This window comes from Photobacterium sp. TY1-4 (genome assembly GCF_025398175.1).
Lineage (GTDB): Bacteria > Pseudomonadota > Gammaproteobacteria > Enterobacterales > Vibrionaceae > Photobacterium.
The window spans coordinates 2,629,796-2,647,474 of sequence record NZ_CP099734.1 but is presented as its reverse complement, the minus strand read 5'-3'; the positions used below and the strand labels follow the sequence as shown (position 1 = coordinate 2,647,474).

The window sequence follows — 17,679 nt, the reverse complement described above, 5'->3', positions numbered from 1 at the left end:
CCCGCTTCAAGGTCTTTGTTCCGACTGTTGCGGGTAGGCTGTTTCGCCAACCAAGAGCGAAAGTCAAAGGAGAGCAAAATGGCTGTAACCGTGAACACTAACGTCTCTGCCATGACGGCGCAGCGTTACCTGGGCAAAGCAACGAGTGACCTGAGTACATCGATGGAGCGTCTGTCGACCGGTAGCAAAATCAACAGCGCAAAAGATGATGCGGCAGGTCTGCAGATCTCGAATCGTCTGGTTGCTCAGACGCGTGGCCTGAATGTTGCCATGCGTAACGCCAACGATGGCATTTCGATTGCCCAGACTGCGGAAGGGGCGATGCAAGAATCAACCAGTATCCTGCAGCGGATGCGGGATCTGTCGCTGCAGTCTTCCAATGGTGCGAACTCAGATGAAGACCGCGTGGCGATCCAGGAAGAAGTGAACGCCCTGCAGGACGAGTTGAACCGGATTGCTGAAACTACTGCTTTCGGTGGTCGGAAACTGCTCAACGGCACCTTCGGCGAAGCGGCGTTCCAGATCGGTGCCGATTCCGGTGAAGCCATCATCATGGGCATCGACAGTGTGCGTGCCGACTACGATAAAATGGGCGGCAGCTTGATGCAGTCTACGACGCCGATCAAGGCCGATGCGAAGCTGAGCGCCGATTCTCCGGTCCAGTTTAGTATCACCGATAGCCTGGGCAATGTGACGAACGTCGATGTAACGCTGGTAGCCGGTGATGACATTGAAGAGATCGCGACCCGCATTAATGGCCAGAATGACAAGCTCAATGCATCCGTCGATGAACAAGGCCAGCTGCAGATCTTTTCCGGTGATGGTACCGTGGCGATGTCATCGGGCAACGTGGTAATGAACAATGAAGACGGCACGCAGATCACCATGGCAATGGGCGCGGCAAAAAATGTCACCGTGGCTTCGGTTGATGTGGAAACCGTCGGTGGTGCACAGCACGCGGTACCGATCATTGATGCGGCGCTGAAGTATATTGACAGCCAGCGCGCCGATCTGGGTGCGAAGCAAAACCGTCTGGGTCATACCATCAATAACCTGGCGAATGTGTCTGAGAACGTGTCGGCCTCGAACAGCCGGATCCGCGATACAGACTTTGCCAAGGAAACCACCGAAATGACCAAGAGCCAGATCCTGCAACAGGCGTCGACGTCTATCTTGGCCCAGGCCAAGCAGGTGCCGCAGGCAGCGATGAGCTTGCTGCAGTAAGTTTCCGCGCAGACGCTAGTCATACCTTTTACAAAAACGGCAAGGGGCAATCCCTTGCCGTTTTTGTATTTCGCGACACGATTTTCTGTGAATCAATCCCTTGGGATCTGAACAAGGGCCCTATCCTCCCTGGGCTTGAGGAATTACCGCGGCTATTTTCATGCGTGCGATCACATTTCACAGCGACCACAAAAAAATTCCAAAAAAAGCTTAAAGGTTTTTCAATCCATGCCGTTACAACTCATGAACACAGAATAACAAGGTTTTTCCGGCTGAGCTGGTCAAGCCATGATGAATAGGAAAGGAGAGACACTATGGCAGTTACAGTAAATACGAACGTTTCTGCAATGACCGCTCAGCGCTACCTGGGTCAGGCGACTGACGCGACCGCAAACTCAATGGAGCGCCTGGCAACTGGTAGCAAAATTAACAGTGCCAAAGATGACGCCGCGGGTCTGCAGATCTCGAACCGTTTGATGACGCAAAGTCGTGGCTTGGATGTGGCAGTTCGTAACGCCAACGACGGTATTTCGATGGCGCAGACGGCAGAAGGTTCAATGCAGGAAACCACCAACATCCTGCAACGGATGCGTGATCTGGCCCTGCAATCGTCCAACGGCTCGAACTCTCAGGAAGACCGTGACTCGATCCAGGAAGAAGTGACCGCGCTGAACGACGAGCTGAACCGGATCGCAGAAACCACCTCTTTCGGTGGTACCAAACTGCTGAACGGCACCTTTGGCTCCCGTTCATTCCAGGTCGGTGCTGACTCGGGTGAAGCGGTTCAGATGAATTTCAACAACATCCGTTCCGACGAAGCGAAAATGGGCGGCAGCATGTTGGTTTCCGACAAAAAAGTTGCTGCGGATGCCACTCTGGATGCCAATACCGCGATTGAACTGAGCGTCGCTGACGCTGCCGGTACTGCGACAGCTGTGAAGGTTGACCTGGTGAAAGGTGATGACATTGAAGAAATCGCCACCCGAATCAACGGTCAGAATGACAAGATCAATGCGTCGGTTTCTGAAGAAGGTGAACTACAGTTGTTCTCTGCTGAAGGCGCAGTTGCAGTCACCACTGGCACCATGGCGATGACCGACAGCAAAGGCAATGCGATTGATGCTACGATTGCCGGTACAGCAGCTAACACCACCGTGTCTGAGATTGACGTCACCTCTGTTGGTGGTGCTCAGAAAGCCGTAGCGGTTCTGGACGGCGCGATGAAGTATGTCGATTCAAACCGTGCTGAGCTGGGTGCTTCTCAGAACCGTCTGAACCACACCATCAACAACCTGAACAACGTGAACGAAAACGTCAACGCGTCGAACAGCCGTATCCGTGACACTGACTTCGCGAAAGAAACAACCAATATGACGAAGAACCAAATCCTGCAACAGGCTTCAACGTCTATCCTGGCGCAAGCCAAGCAAGCCCCTCAGGCTGCACTGAGCCTGCTGGGCTAATCCCTCTGAAAGCGGCAAGGGGCTGCCCCCTTGCCGCTTTCTGCTTTCAGAAGGTGAACGAATATGGATGTCAAATCTGTTTCAACTTCTTCACTTCCCTCCCGTTCCCCCGAGAATGGCACCCATGCTTCTGTTGGCACAAGTCTTGCAAATAAATCTAAGCGTCAATCTCCAGAGATCCCTGCGGCCCCAGTCGCCAGTGCACCGATCACCACCAGCAGCGACAGCGGTCAAAGCGATGTCCGGCGGGTCGAGCAGTCCGGCAAGGCTGAGCAGCAACATCAACTGCAGCGGGAGCAACTGGAGAAGGTGGTGGCGCGGATTGAAGAATTTGTAGGGACGACGCTCAATAAAGGCCTGGCATTTCGGATCGATGAAGAGTCAGGTAAGAATGTGGTCACGATTTACGATAAGCGTACCGGAGAGGTGGTTCGCCAAATTCCTGACGAAGAGATGTTGTCGCTGTCGCGACAGTTGGCGCATCATTCGGGAGGCTTGGTCATGACGAAAGTCTGATGCGATATCGATAGAGGTGGTAATGAACATAGGCGCAGCCGCGACGGCTTCCGGTCTCGACATTAACAGCATGGTGAGCAAAATTGTCGAGGCGGAGCGGGCACCGAAAGAAGCGCGTATTAACGAACGCCGCGACAATGTTGATGTCAGTATCAGTGCCTACGGGAAGCTGAAGGGTGCTTTGGACGACATGAAGTACTTGATGGGAGACTTTCGTCGCAATCATACCTTATCGGCGCGGACGGTCAGCTCGGATACGCCGGAAGTCCTGACGGCGAATGCGTCGCATGAGGCACTTCCGGGGAAGTACAGTGTGAAGGTTGAGCAACTGGCACAGTCGCACAAGATTGTCTCCGGGACATTTGACGACAAAGAAAAAATGGGCGCCGGAAAACTGGCGATCTCCCTGGGTGCCAGCGCATTTAACGTCGACATTCCGGAAGATGAGAGCAAAATTCTCGATGTGGTTCGGCTGATCAACCGCCATCCCGCGAATACCGGGGTCATGGCATCGGTGATCCAGGACGACGCCGGTGCGCGTCTGGTGTTGTCAGCGGATAAAAGCGGCGAACAGAACAACATTAAGATCCGGGTGGATGCCCCGGTGGCCAGTACCTTGCAAAAATTCGGATTTAATCCGAATAACGAGATCAACTCGATGCGGGAGATGCAGGCGGCTGAGGATGCCAAAGTGGTGATTGACGGGCTGGCTGTTGTGACCAGCGATACCAACACCATTGAAGATGCCATTAAAGGCGTTGATCTCAACCTGCAGGCGCTGACGCAGCGGGATGAGTTCGGTCAGCCGCAGGACAAGCCGGTGATTGTGGATGTCGCTTATGACCGCAACGCGGTGGGCGGCGCCATCGAGCAGTTCGTTAACGCCTACAACCAGTTTTATGCCACGTCCCAGGAGCTGGCCAAGTTTGATCCGGAAACTCAGGACAAAGGTCCGCTGGTGGGTGATAGTATTATCCGGACCATCGACAGCCAATTGCGTGCGGTGTTTTCGACGCCCGTTGAAGGTGCGCCGGAGAGCATCAAAACTCTGAGTGAGCTGGGGATCACCACCACGTTGCAGGGGCAACTTGAGATTGATTATGATCTGCTGGATCGTCAGTTGGAAAAGAACTTTGCCGATGTCGGTGAATTTTTTTCCAGCCGTGAAGGGTTTGCCCGTAAGGTGGAAGATCTGATCCATGCGCATACCGGGATCACCGGCAGCATCAAAGGGCGGCAAGACAGCCTGAATGAGCAGCGGATGGCGCTCAACAGTGAGCAGGAGCAGCTGGATCGCCGGATGGACAGTGTCCAGAAGCGGGTGCATGATCAATTTACGGCCATGGATAAGGCGATGGGCGACATGAAAGGTCAGCTCAGCTCAATGATGAGCATGCTGCCGTCCTGATGGTCGGATCAATGAGGTGACCGATGCAGCGATTACAACAGCTTGATGATCAATTAGAAGCACTTCTGGCAACCGACGGGGAAGTCGATGCCGGGCCACTGCAGCAGATGCTTCAACAGCGTCATCAATTGTTACAACAACTCATGGCAGCGCCTGAACACTTGGATCACAACGAGTGGCGGGCTGCCGTAGAACGCACGTCGGGTTTACTTGACCGGATTCGCCAACACAGAGAGCGATCGGCAGGTCAGCTACAGCGACTACAGCACGGGCAACGCTCGATGCAGATTTACAATACATTTCGGTAAGGTTAGAAAAATGGCAATGAGAGGATCACTACAGGCTTACAAGCGTGTATCTGTAGACAGTCAGTTAACATCGGCATCACCCCACCGTGTGATCTCGATGCTGATGGCCGGGGCAATTGAGCGTTTGATCCAGGGCAAAGCGGCCATGGGTCAGAACAATATTGCGATGAAAGGCGAACGTCTGGGCAAGGCGCTGGATATTGTGATCAGTCTGCGCAGCTGTCTGTCGATGGAAGATGGTGCTGAGATTGCGATGAATCTGGATGCACTGTATGACTATATGATCCAGCAGATCTACAAAGCCAACCAGGAAAACCTGGACGCGCCGATCGACGAAGTGATCGACATGTTGCGGGAAATCAAATCCGCCTGGGATCAGATCCCGACTGAATATCACAACATGACGCAGCTTGACGTCTAGTCCCGTCGTTTCCCAAACCAGGGTATTGGTTACTGGCTGCTCGCCTGGATAGTCAAAATACCACCGCCAATGCCTTGATCTACACTTTCCTTTGTACTGGGGTCACAGCTTTTGCGTGTCCCCGGTTGCCTTATCCTGTGCTTTTATTACAATGGACGGCAATACTTTTGGTTGCTGTTCCTCAGTAATACTCAACTGAATGAAGATCAGTGGCTCTGCTGATGACTCAGTTTGGTATAAAAGCCATAGAATAGAAAATCCTATAAAGGCAGGCAATATCTCTCCTATGCAAGGTTTAGCAAAAACCCTCGTTATTGATGACGACCAGCAGCACCGTCATGACCTCAGTGTCATCCTGAATTTTGTTGGTGAGCAACACGAAGCTGTGTCGGCTGGTGAGGTTGATAATTCGCTTTGGGAAAAGGAATGGGGTGCCTGTTTACTGGGAAAAGTAAGTAATGGGAAAACCCTGAAAAAGATTCTGGATGAATTAAGAGTCCACAATCATATTCCTGTCATTGCATTATCATGCCATGCCGAAGAGCTGGCGGGGTTACCCAATTATGTGGGTGAACTGGAGTTGCCGTTATATTACGGCCAGCTGTCTGATGCGTTACGCCATTGCCAGGAATTCCTTGGCAAGCGTGCATTCCAGGTCCCGCAGCTGGGGCGGAAAAACACCTTATTCCGCAGCATGGTGGGTCGCAGCGAAGCGATCAGCCAGGTCCGTCATCTGATTGAACAGGTTTCCTCTACGGATGCCAGCGTGTTGATCCTCGGCGAGTCCGGCACCGGAAAAGAAGTGGTGGCCCGTAATGTTCACTACCATTCTTCCCGTGGCAAAGGGCCGTTTGTGCCGGTCAACTGTGGCGCGATCCCGCCGGAGTTGCTGGAAAGCGAACTGTTCGGCCATGAGAAAGGTGCGTTCACCGGAGCGATTTCTGCGCGGAAGGGGCGTTTCGAACTGGCTGAAGGCGGTACCCTGTTCCTGGATGAAATCGGCGATATGCCGATGCCGATGCAGGTGAAACTCCTGCGGGTGCTGCAGGAGCGCTGCTTCGAGCGGGTAGGTGGCAACGATACCATCAAGGTCAATGTCCGGATCATTGCGGCAACGCACCGTAATCTGGATGAGATGATCCTGAACAATACGTTCCGCGAAGATCTCTATTACCGCCTGAATGTGTTCCCGATTGAGATGCCGGCACTGCGCGAACGGATTGGTGATATCCCGCTGTTGCTGCAAGAGCTGCTGGCGCGGATGGAAGCCGAAGGGGCGAAGCTGATCCATTTTACGCCGCGTGCCATTACCTCCCTGATGGAGCATGACTGGCCGGGCAACGTGCGTGAACTGGCGAATCTGGTCGAGCGTCTGATCATTCTGTATCCGGGGGAGATGGTCGACGTCAACCACCTGCCGATGAAGTATCGCTATAACGATTTGCCGGAGTTCCAACCGGAAGATCATTTCCTGTCGACGGAAGATCAAGAGCGGGCCGCGCTGGCCGACATGTTCGCTTCCAGCTATGTCGAGCAGGATGAGCATGCCGGCATGAGCGATTTGCCGCCGGAAGGGGTCAACCTGAAAGAAATGCTGGCTGATCTGGAAGTTGACATGATCCGTCAGGCCCTGGAAGCCCAATCCGGCGTGGTTGCCCGCGCAGCAGATATGCTGGGTATGCGCCGAACGACGCTGGTTGAAAAAATGCGCAAATATGGTCTGAACAAAGACGACCTGCGCTAATTTTCCTCTCTATCGCAGGCAGTGTCACCTTCTTGACACTGCCTGCTTTCTTTTCTTTTCGCCAAGCCATTGATAATATGAATTTTATTTTGGCATAAAACATGCTTAATTGGTGTTTTTATGCGTTTTTATCAGGGAACTCATGGCCGACAATGCTCCACCATCCGGGACGCTCACCCAGCAGGTAAGCCGCTATCAGCAGGTTCTGGACGTCATGCCGTCCGGCGTTATTTTTCTCGACTCGACCGGGGTCGTGGATGAAGCGAATCCGGAAGCCCGGCGTTTGCTCGGCGAGCCGTTGGTCGGAGAGCGTTGGTTTTCCGTCATTCAGCGGGCATTCGCGCCACAGGACGATGACGGCCATGAGGTTTCGTTGCGCAGCGGACGGAAAGTCAAACTGGCCATTTCGGCCACAGACAGCGGTCAGTTGATTTTTATTACCGATATGACGGAAACCCGACTGTTGCAATCGCGGATCAGTGAAATGCAGCGGTTATCTTCTTTAGGTAAGATGGTCGCTTCGCTGGCGCACCAGGTGCGGACCCCGCTTTCGAGTGCCATGCTGTACGCCGCCAATTTATCGGCGCCGAATCTGAATCAGCACACCCGGCAGCGGTTTCAGACCAAATTAGTTGATCGCCTACATGATCTGGAAAAGCAGGTTAATGATATGCTCTTGTTTGCAAAGGGCGGTGACAACAAGGTGGTCGCCACTTTTACCCTGGAGAGTCTGCTGAATGAACTCGATAACATGGTCGAAGCCCAGGTGGTCTCCAACCAGGTCGATTTCAGCATTGATTGCGAAGACGAGAGCTTGACCCTGCTTGGCAACGCCAATGCCCTGGCCAGTGCGCTGGGGAATTTAATCACCAATGCCATTCAGATGTCCGGAAAGCAATGCCGGGTCGGACTCTACTGTCGGCTGCAGGGAGAGACGGTGCAGATTTCCGTTGCCGACAACGGGCCGGGAATTGCACCGGAGATGCAATCGAAAATCCTGGAGCCTTTCTTTACCACCCGCCAGCAGGGGACGGGGTTAGGATTGGCTGTAGTTCAGATGGTGGCCACTGCCCATAAAGGGCAATTGTCTCTCGAGTCCGAGCCGGGTCAGGGCGCCTGTTTTACCCTGACTTTCCCCCTGGCTGGCGCGTCGGCTCAGGCACCGGATGCCGCAACAACCCACCAACAACAAGCAATTGGAGAGTCGTGATGAATCAAAGCCGTGTATTGGTCGTCGAAGATGATGAAGGGCTGCGTGAGGCGCTGGTTGATACGTTAGCCCTGGCCGGCTACCAATGGCTGGAAGCGGACAGTGCCGAGCAGGCATTGCTGTTGTTGAAATCTGAGCCGGTCGATATCGTGGTTTCTGATGTGCAGATGGCCGGCATGGATGGCCTGGGCTTGCTGCGCAGCATTAAACAACACTGGCCGAAGCTGCCGGTGTTGCTGATGACCGCCTACGCCAATATTGAAGATGCGGTATCCGCGATGAAAGAAGGGGCCATCGACTATATGGCCAAGCCTTTTGCGCCGGAAGTGCTGTTGAACATGGTCAGCCGTTACGCACCGGTCAAAAGCGAATCCAGCCACGCCATTGCCGAGGATGAGAAGTCGAAGAAGTTACTGGCGCTGGCAGAGAAGGTCGCAAAAACCGATGCCAGCGTGATGGTGTTGGGGCCAAGCGGCTCCGGCAAAGAAGTGATGTCCCGCTATATTCACGAACATTCCGAGCGCCGGGATGGCCCCTTTGTCGCGATTAACTGTGCGGCGATCCCGGACAATATGTTGGAAGCGACGCTGTTCGGCTACGAAAAAGGGGCCTTCACTGGCGCCGTCCAGGCTTGTCCCGGTAAGTTTGAGCAGGCGCAGGACGGCACGATCCTGCTCGATGAAATCAGCGAGATGGACTTGAACCTGCAGGTCAAACTGCTGCGGGTGTTGCAGGAGCGGGAAGTCGAGCGGCTCGGCAGCCGCAAGAGTATCAAGCTCAATGTCCGGGTTCTGGCGACCAGTAACCGGGATCTCAAGCAATATGTAGCGGAAGGGCATTTTCGCGAAGATCTGTATTATCGGCTCAATGTTTTTCCGCTCGTGTGGCCGGCATTGGCTGAGCGCGTCGGAGATATTGCTCCGTTAGCCGGTTATCTGACAGAGCGCCATTGTATGAAGCAGGGACTACCGGTCCCGACGTTGAGCACTGCCGCGATTCAAAAGCTCCAGCAATATCGCTGGCCGGGCAATGTGCGGGAGCTGGATAACGTGATCCAGCGGGCGCTGATCCTGGCTGATGGCCACCGAATTGAAAGTGAACACATTTTATTGGAAGGTTTGGATTGGCTGGATGCACAAAGCCTGCAAACCGCGGTAGAATCGACACCACCAGTGCCGACGATCGAGCCGGTGCAGATCCCGTCCGGCGTCGAAGGGTTGGGGGGAGAGCTGCGCGAGCAGGAATTTGCCATCATCCTCGATACGATCCGCGCCTGCGAAGGCCGGCGCAAGGATGTCGCGGAGAAATTGGGGATCAGTCCGCGCACCCTGCGTTATAAGCTGGCGAAAATGCGCGATGCTGGAATCGAGATCCCAGTTTAAGGAAAAACTGCACTGAGGCAGGGTTATCGGCTTGCACTGGCGGTAAGCTTGCTAATCGTTTCACGAAACCACGTGAAGACTAGGCAACACGAACTCAAATGAATAAAATCCGTCACTGTATCTAAAGCGGTGACACTTTTTTGACTGTACGGGGAATATCATGAAAGTTAACGGATTTCAGGCAGAAATGCAGGCGATGAAGCTGGAAGCCCAGAATACGTCGCATCCGGCAACCGGTCAGCAGGTGAGCGCAGACTTCGGCGCGGTCCTGGGTGATGCGATTAAAACCGTCAATCAACTGCAGTCCGCTTCTGGCGAGCTGGCCACACGTTTCGATCAAGGGGATCGCAGTGTGTCTCTGTCGGATGTGATGATTGCCCGGAATAAGTCCAGCGTCGCTTTTGAAGCCACCGTTCAGGTCCGCAATAAGCTGGTGGACGCCTATAAGCAACTGATGAACATGCCAGTTTAAGATCGGGAAATAGTTAGTGTCGGAATCATCTTCAAACCACGAGCTGGCGGTTGCCGGTAATGCGCCTCCGCCGGCAGTGACCGACTCCGAACTGGAGCTGCAGAACCCGGACACCGAGGAAAAGAGTGCCGGTCGTGTTGATAGCCTGCTGGGGAATCTGGACTTATTGCGTCAGGTGATCCTGGTCTTGTCGATCGCGATTTGTGTGGCGCTGATTGTGCTGGTGGTGGTCTGGATCAAAGAGCCGGAAATGCGGCCGCTCGGGACGTTTGAAACCGAGGAGCTCATCCCGATCCTGGATCATTTTGATCAGAAAAAGATCGAATACACCCTCGACGGCAATACAATCCGAGTCGCGGCAGACAAATTCTCGTCGATCAAGCTGGAAATGAGCCGAGCCGGCCTGAATAACAATGTCGCCGAAGGTGATGAAATCCTGCTGCAGGATATGGGGTTTGGGGTATCACAGCGCCTGGAACGTGAGCGCCTGAAGCTGAGCCGGGAGCGTCAGCTGGCCCGGGCCATTGAACAAATCCGCCAGGTGCGTAAAGCCCAGGTCTTGCTGGCGATGCCGAAGCAAAGTGTGTTTGTACGGCATAACCAGGAAGCCTCGGCCTCGGTGTTTTTGACTTTGGGCACCAATGGCAGTCTGCGCCAGGAAGAAGTCGACTCGATTGTCGATATGGTGGCGACCGCGGTGCCCGGCCTGAGGCCGACCCGGGTTACGGTGACCGATCAACACGGGCGTTTGCTGAGCTCGGGCACCGAAGATCCGAGTGCGGCGGCGCAGCGGAAGGAATATGAACTCGAGCGTAAGCAAGAGCAGGCGCTGCGGGAGAAAATTGATGCGATTCTGATCCCGGTACTGGGACTGGGCAACTATACCTCGCAGGTCGATGTGTCGCTGGACTTCAGTGCGATTGAAGAAACCCGCAAGCAGTATGATCCGACCACGCCGTCGACCCGAAGCGAATATACGCTGGAAGATTATAACAACGGTCATGTGGTGGCCGGGATCCCGGGAGCACTGAGTAACCAGCCGCCGGCAGATTCGTCGATCCCGCAGGACATTGCGGAAATGCAAGCGGGCAAAGGTTCGAGCAATGGCTCGGTTCACCGGGAGTCGACCCGGAACTTTGAGCTCGACACGACCATTCGGCACAAGCGGGCACAAACCGGGATCGTGAATCGCCAGACCGTGTCAGTCGCCGTTGACTACAAGCAAATCACCAACCCGGAAACCGGCGAGATCACCCGGGTGCCGGTCAGCGAGGCTGAACTGGCGAAAATTGCCCGCCTGCTGAAAGGCGGGGTCGGCTTCTCTGAGCGCCGGGGCGATATGCTGGAAGTGATTTCGGTACCGTTCGCGATGCCGGAGGAGCAGGTGGTACCGGATCTGCCGATTTGGGAACACCCGAATTTCAATACCTGGATCCGCTGGTTGGCAGCCGCCTTGGTGATTGTCGTGGTGGTTCTGGTTTTGGTCCGCCCGGCAATGCGCAAGTTGCTGTATCCGAATCAGGCGTCGGATGGCACACCGTTGGATGAAAACGGCATGCCGATTGGGAAGTTTGGCGAAGATGGTGTGGATCTCATCGGCGCCGAGCTGGATGGCGTCGAAGGACTGGAGCTGAGCAGCAGTACCCTCGATTTGCCGAATCTGCATAAAGACGAAGATTTGCTGAAAGCGGTGCGGGCCCTGGTGGCCAATGAGCCGGATCTGGCCGCGCAAGTTGTGAAAAGTTGGGTAAGCGAAGATGGCTAACGAAGTCGCGACAACGGAAGAAAAAAAATTCGATGTGTCGTCCCTGACCGGGGCCGACAAAGCGGCCATCCTGTTGCTGAGTCTCAGCGAGCAGGATGCGGCCAGTATTATTCGCCATCTGGAGCCGAAACAGGTGCAGCGGGTGGGGAGCGTGATGGCCTCCATGACTGATCTGAGCCAGGAAAAAGTCTCGGCGGTGCATCGCCACTTCCTGGAAGATATCCAGAAATACACCAGTATCGGGATGGGGAGTGAAGACTTCGTCCGCAATACCCTGGTGGCAGCCCTGGGCGAAGACAAGGCCAATAACCTGGTGGATCAAATCCTGATGGGCAGCGGCTCGCGCGGTCTGGATTCCCTCAAATGGATGGATCCGCGCCAAGTGGCCAGCATCATTCTCAATGAGCACCCGCAGATCCAGACCATTGTGTTGTCCTATCTTGAGCCGGAGCAGTCTGCGGAAATCCTGGCGCAGTTCCCGGAGCGGACCCGTCTCGATCTGATGATGCGGATCGCCAACCTGGAAGAAGTCCAGCCGGCGGCCCTGCATGAGCTGAATGACATCATGGAGAAACAGTTTGCCGGTCAGGCCGGTGCTCAGGCGGCGAAAATTGGCGGCCTGAAGGCCGCGGCAGAGATCATGAACTACCTCGACAACAATGTTGAAGGGTTGTTGATGGAGCAAATCCGTGAAGCCGATGAAGATATGGCGACCCAGATCGACGATCTGATGTTTGTCTTTGATAACCTGGCTGAAGTCGATGATCGCGGGATCCAGACGCTGCTGCGTGATGTACCGCAAGATCTGCTGCAACAGGCCCTCAAAGGGGCCGACGATGTGCTGCGGGATAAAATTCTGCGCAATATGTCCAAACGGGCTGCGGAAATGCTGCAGGACGATCTGGAAGCGATGGGACCGATCCGCGTTTCCGATGTGGAAGCTGCGCAGAAAGAGATTCTGTCGATCGCCCGTCGCTTGTCTGATGCCGGTGAGCTGATGTTGACCGGAGGCGGCGCGGATGAATTCCTGTAATGAGTGGATGATGCCGGGACATGGTCCTGAGGAGTGGCGATGAGTCTTGAACGCCGTCGCGGTTTTTTACGGGTGTCCGAGCACCAGGCGCAGGAGCTTGAGCGCTGGGCATACCCGGACTACGCCGATGAACAGCAGGGACCGGTGGATAATGCCCTGAACTATGATCCACAGTGGCATCCCGAACTGGAAGCAATGCCGGAAGAGCAAGGCCCGCCGCCGTTAACGGCAGCCGATCTCGAAGAAATCCGCCATTCGGCTTATGAAGAAGGGCTGGCTGAAGGCCGGTCCGCCGGTCATGCCGAAGGGCTCCAGGCCGGACACGAAGCAGGTCTGGCATCCGGTCACCAGGAAGGGTTTGAACAGGGGCTGGCTCAGGGCCTGGAGCAGGGACAGACGCAAATTACCGAGCAGGTGGCGCATCTGACGTCGCTGATAGAGCAACTGGCAACGCCATTACAGCAGGTGGATGCTGAAGTCGAACAGCAAATGGTATCAATGGTCGCCTGCCTGGCCCGGGAGCTGATCCGGGTGGAGGTGCAAACCAATCCTCAAATTATTCTAAATACCATTCGTGAGGTGATGGGCGCGCTGCCGATTGCCGGTCGCAAGGTGCAAATGAACCTGCACCCGGATGATTTAACCTTGGTGAAAGAGGCCTACGGCGAAGACAATCTCACGGAGCGTCAATGGACGCTGCAAGCTGAGCCGTCGCTCAACCGTGGCGACCTGCAGGTCGTGTCGGGCGACGCCAGCGTGGACTACCTCATCGAGGATCGGATCCGCCACCTCTTACAACAGTTCCAGGGCGCCAATAGCCAGCACAGTACCGGAGGCCAGTAATGGCAGCCACGCTGGCCGAGCGCCTCGGCCGTTACAAAACCGAGCATCTGGCCTGTCGGCCGGTGGCCTCGGGTCGCCTGGTTCGGGTGGTCGGGTTAACACTGGAGGCGGTCGGCTGCCGGGCGCCGGTCGGGAGCCTGTGCCGGGTGGAAACCCTCAGCGGGGATATCGAAGCTGAAGTCGTCGGCTTTTCCGGAGAGACCCTGTTCCTGATGCCCAGCGAGCAACTGACCGGCATTATGCCGGGGGCCAGAGTTACCCCGGTGCTGCAAAACAGTGGCTTGCCGGTCGGGTCGGAATTGCTGGGACGGGTGATCGACGGCGTCGGCAACCCGCTTGATGGCCTGGGTGACATTTATACTGCCGAGCGGGCCGCGTTTAACGCCGATCCGATCAACCCGCTCGCCCGTAAGCCGATCAAGGAGCCGCTGGATGTTGGACTCAAGGCAATCAACGGCCTATTGACGGTCGGTAAAGGCCAGCGGATCGGCTTGTTTGCCGGCTCCGGGGTTGGCAAGTCGGTAACGCTCGGGATGATGACCCGGGGGACAACCGCCCAGGTGGTGGTGGTGGGGCTGATTGGCGAGCGGGGCCGTGAGGTCAAAGAATTTATCGATGAAATTCTGGGCGTCGAAGGTCGCCAGCGGGCGGTGGTCGTGGCGGCCCCGGCCGATGCTTCCCCGTTGATGCGCCTGAAAGGCTGTCAGACGGCCCTGACTATCGCCGAGTACTTCCGCGATCAGGGGTTGGATGTGCTGTTGTTGATGGATTCACTCACTCGCTTTGCCCAGGCGCAGCGGGAAATCGCCTTGTCGGTCGGCGAGCCGCCGGCAACCAAAGGATATCCGCCGTCGGTGTTTGCCAAGCTGCCGGCGCTGGTTGAGCGCGCCGGGAACGGGGGCGAGCACCAAGGCTCGATCACGGCTTTTTTTACCGTCCTGACGGAAGGCGATGATTTGCAGGACCCAATCGCCGATGCCTCGCGGGCGATCCTTGACGGCCACGTTGTGCTGTCGCGCGAAATGGCGGATGCCGGTCATTATCCGGCGATCGATGTCGAGCGCTCCGTCAGCCGGGTGATGCCGGCGATTGTCAGTGAAGAGCACATGCTGATGGCGAAAGCTGTGCGCCAGATCCTGTCGATTTGCCGTAAGAACCAGGACTTGGTGTCGATTGGCGCCTATAAACCGGGTACTGATCCCGGGATTGATCAGGCATTCAGTTATAAGCCTAAACTGGACGCCTACCTGCAACAGTCGATGAAAGAGTCGGTGCCTTATGAGATGTGCATCAACATGCTTCGCTCGACCCTGAGCGGTTAACCTGAAACACAAGCGGAGCTGACATGGCGGACACGGCACTGACGTTGATTCTGGAGAAAACCAAAGAAGATGAGCACCAGGCATCCCTGGCGCTCAATCAGGCGCGTCTGGAGCTGGAGAGCTATTACCAGCAGCTGCAGCAAATCGAGCAGTACCGGCTTGATTACAGCAAGCAACTGACGGCTCGGGGCCAGAACGGACTCACGGCCAGCAGCTTCGGCCACTTGCAGAAATTCCTCAACCAGCTCGATGAAACGCTGGTGAAGCAGAAAGCTGCCGGGGCCCAGTTCGAACGGCAGGTTGAGCAGTGCAGTGCCCATTGGCACGAGATGCGTAAAAAGCGCCGCTCGGTGGAATGGCTACTGGAAAAGAAACAGACAGAGCAGCAGCGGCTCCGGGACAAACAGGAGCAAAAGCTGATGGATGAATTCTCAACCTTGCAGTTTGCCCGCAAGCTGACCCGTGAGTTGCCCTGAATTTATCTGCTCGCTGCAACTGGCCGGAACTGCCGCGATCTTGTTCAGTCGGCTGCCTCTCTCATCTTTCTGGTTCATTTCTTGCATTGTTTCTGTATAACCTTTAACGATCTTATCCAGACGAGCATCGCTATGTTTTCATCTCGCATCTTTTCTGCCGAGCCAACACCGTCTGCTGCCCAAGCTGGCGGCAGTAAAGCCAGCCCGAACGGGGCTGAACCAAAGCAAGATGTTGATTCAGTTGAAAAAGGGAGATTTGCGGAGACATTTGAGTCGGCGACGAATCCACGTGATCGCCAGCGCCCGGTCGCTCTGAACGTCGCAGAAGGCAAAAAGGCAGAAGGCCGTGAGGCTGCCTCGGGAACCGCAGAGACCGAGCAGGCAACGCTGGGTTTGGCCGCATCGGACGAAGTTGTTGCTGAATCATCAAAATCCGGGCAAACAGCCCCGGAAGAACAGCACCTGAGCGCAGCGGCGGCGCAGGGGGATGGCGTCGCGCTTGATGCTGCGTTGCCGGTCCAATCGAATTCGGGCGAATCTTCCCAATCAGAGGCTGGCGAGCTGATTCAACCGGCTCATCGTCAGAATAATGACGATGAGGGGCTTGATCCCAGCCAGAAGCGACAGATAATGGACGACGGCGAAGCATTGCTGAGTCGGTTGGCTGCCGCAGAAAAACAACTGGCATCTCCGGCGGCGCCAGCAGCCCCGTCGGCTGTGCTCCGGACCGAGTCGGCCAATGGCAAAGAATTGCCGCTCTCGGCCGCCGCTGACGTGTCCGGGGCTGCGGCGGCGCAATCTCTGTCAGAGACAGAGGCGGCGGCAACCGCAGCATTCACGGCTGAGCTGAACATGGCTGGGGGAATGGGTAATGTTCATGAGGCGTTGCCTCAAGGCTTGACTGCCGATAAGCCGGGGGTTACCGAGGCAACCCCACAAACGCAGGATTCGTCCGAGCTCGATCTGTCAGAGTTGGATCCATCAGAGTTCGATCTAGCAAAACTGGATCCGAGCCAACTGGCGGCCATGGCGCAGCTGAACGCTGAAGGCATCAAGGCGCCAGGCACACCGGCGGCGATGGTTGCTGAGGCTGAATCGGCTGAATCCGGCGGTACCAATGCGCAAATGCTTCCCCGCCAGCAAGCGGCGTGGTTAGAAGCGGTGGCGCAGAAAGTCAAAGCGGCTGCCGGGACTGAATCGGCAGAAGCGCAACGCCGAGCAGCTCAGAGCGGGCCGGGAACGCCACAGGCTGTGGCTGAGGCAGTTTCAGGCTCTTTGGGTACGGGTACTTTGAGTACGGGCACCTTGGGGGCCGGGACTGCCGGGAGCGGGGCGTCGATAGCTTTGCAGGCTGGCGGTTCATTACCGGGGCTGATGAGTGGTTCCGGGGAGGCCGCGTCAGGTGATGTGGCCCAGGCGATGATGTCGCAGGGGATCACCGAAGCGCTGCCGACGGCTCTGGCCCATGGCGCGATGCCGCACGGGGCGGAAGGCGCTGAGGGGCGTGGTCTTGAAGCTGCACCGGGGATCACCTCGGTGAATCAAGCGCAAGGCATGCCACCGGCACCATTACGGGCTGAGGTTGCGCAAGCGCCTTTGATGCTGAGTAAAGAGCAAGCCGGAGAACAGCTGGCTGAGCGGGTTCAGGTGATGGTGGCGAAAAACCTCAAGCATGTGGATATCCGCTTGGATCCACCGGAATTGGGTCGTTTACAAATTAAATTGTCGTTGAATCAGGATCAGGCCAGTGTGCAGTTCCATGTCAGCAACGCCCAAACCCGGGAGCTGGTGGAGCAGGCGATGCCAAGGTTGCGCGAACTGATGAACCAGCAGGGGCTGCAACTGGCACAAAGTAGTGTCCAGCAAGACAGTAGCCGCCAGCAGTTTGCCGGCCAGTCCGGTCAACAGCAACAGGCGACCAGCAGTCAGTCCGGGGATGGACAGGGCGGCGGTAGCCAATCCGGTCATGCGGGCAGTCAGTCCCAGCAGGGCGACAGTGACGCATTAGAGATGTACGTGAGTCAGCCAACTGACCGCGTTGATTATTACGCATAATAACCACACCCCGCAGCAATGCGGCTTGAACAACAAA

General features: G+C 56.0%; 16 protein-coding genes. All 16 read left to right on the top strand.

The genetic code is table 11. The features are described 5' to 3' along the window. The first annotated feature begins 78 nt into the window (after nt 1-78). On the top strand, nt 79-1,224 hold the full coding sequence (locus NH461_RS12375; protein ID WP_261600644.1) for a flagellin: 1,146 nt from the start codon (nt 79-81) through the stop codon (nt 1,222-1,224). Between the two features lie 314 nt (nt 1,225-1,538). Beyond that, nucleotides 1,539-2,687 (top strand): flagellin, encoded by a 1,149-nt coding sequence (locus tag NH461_RS12370; protein ID WP_261600643.1) that lies wholly within the window; start codon nt 1,539-1,541, stop codon nt 2,685-2,687. A 63-nt stretch (nt 2,688-2,750) separates the two neighbouring features. After that, the gene (locus NH461_RS12365) at nt 2,751-3,203 is read left to right on the top strand and encodes a flagellar protein FlaG (protein WP_261600642.1); all 453 of its coding nucleotides are present in this window, start codon (nt 2,751-2,753) and stop codon (nt 3,201-3,203) included. Between the two features lie 22 nt (nt 3,204-3,225). Then, nucleotides 3,226-4,611, top strand: a complete 1,386-nt coding sequence (gene fliD / locus NH461_RS12360; protein WP_261600641.1) for a flagellar filament capping protein FliD — start codon at nt 3,226-3,228, stop codon at nt 4,609-4,611. 23 nt (nt 4,612-4,634) lie between these two features. Further along, nucleotides 4,635-4,919: a flagellar rod protein FlaI gene (locus NH461_RS12355; RefSeq protein ID WP_261600640.1), complete on the top strand. Its 285-nt coding sequence runs from the start codon at nt 4,635-4,637 to the stop codon at nt 4,917-4,919. Between the two features lie 16 nt (nt 4,920-4,935). Continuing rightward, entirely contained in the window at nt 4,936-5,340 is a 405-nt protein-coding gene (fliS, locus tag NH461_RS12350; RefSeq protein WP_261600639.1) for a flagellar export chaperone FliS, read from the top strand. Between the two features lie 286 nt (nt 5,341-5,626). Then, nucleotides 5,627-7,084 carry a sigma-54 dependent transcriptional regulator gene (locus tag NH461_RS12345; protein ID WP_261600638.1) on the top strand — a complete coding sequence of 486 codons (1,458 nt, stop codon included), beginning with the start codon at nt 5,627-5,629 and terminating at the stop codon, nt 7,082-7,084. A 142-nt stretch (nt 7,085-7,226) separates the two neighbouring features. Then, nucleotides 7,227-8,294: a sensor histidine kinase gene (locus NH461_RS12340; RefSeq protein WP_261600637.1), complete on the top strand. Its 1,068-nt coding sequence runs from the start codon at nt 7,227-7,229 to the stop codon at nt 8,292-8,294. Continuing rightward, nucleotides 8,294-9,676, top strand: a complete 1,383-nt coding sequence (locus NH461_RS12335) for a sigma-54-dependent transcriptional regulator (RefSeq protein WP_261600636.1) — start codon at nt 8,294-8,296, stop codon at nt 9,674-9,676. The genes NH461_RS12340 and NH461_RS12335 overlap by 1 nt, the downstream gene beginning before the upstream one ends. Before the next feature lie 160 nt (nt 9,677-9,836). Beyond that, nucleotides 9,837-10,148, top strand: coding sequence for a flagellar hook-basal body complex protein FliE (gene fliE, locus NH461_RS12330; RefSeq protein ID WP_261600635.1), 312 nt, complete (start codon nt 9,837-9,839; stop codon nt 10,146-10,148). A 16-nt stretch (nt 10,149-10,164) separates the two neighbouring features. After that, nucleotides 10,165-11,913 carry a flagellar basal-body MS-ring/collar protein FliF gene (gene fliF / locus NH461_RS12325; protein ID WP_261600634.1) on the top strand — a complete coding sequence of 583 codons (1,749 nt, stop codon included), beginning with the start codon at nt 10,165-10,167 and terminating at the stop codon, nt 11,911-11,913. Beyond that, on the top strand, nt 11,906-12,946 hold the full coding sequence (gene fliG, locus NH461_RS12320; protein ID WP_261600633.1) for a flagellar motor switch protein FliG: 1,041 nt from the start codon (nt 11,906-11,908) through the stop codon (nt 12,944-12,946). The genes fliF and fliG overlap by 8 nt, the downstream gene beginning before the upstream one ends. 39 nt (nt 12,947-12,985) lie before the next feature. After that, nucleotides 12,986-13,789 carry a flagellar assembly protein FliH gene (gene fliH, locus NH461_RS12315; RefSeq protein ID WP_261600632.1) on the top strand — a complete coding sequence of 268 codons (804 nt, stop codon included), beginning with the start codon at nt 12,986-12,988 and terminating at the stop codon, nt 13,787-13,789. Further along, on the top strand, nt 13,789-15,111 hold the full coding sequence (gene fliI, locus NH461_RS12310) for a flagellar protein export ATPase FliI (protein WP_261600631.1): 1,323 nt from the start codon (nt 13,789-13,791) through the stop codon (nt 15,109-15,111). Before fliH ends, fliI begins: the two co-directional genes overlap by 1 nt. A 23-nt stretch (nt 15,112-15,134) precedes the next feature. Then, the gene (fliJ, locus tag NH461_RS12305; protein WP_261600630.1) at nt 15,135-15,587 is read left to right on the top strand and encodes a flagellar export protein FliJ; all 453 of its coding nucleotides are present in this window, start codon (nt 15,135-15,137) and stop codon (nt 15,585-15,587) included. Between the two features lie 132 nt (nt 15,588-15,719). Beyond that, entirely contained in the window at nt 15,720-17,642 is a 1,923-nt protein-coding gene (locus NH461_RS12300; protein ID WP_261600629.1) for a flagellar hook-length control protein FliK, read from the top strand. Nucleotides 17,643-17,679 lie beyond the last annotated feature (37 nt).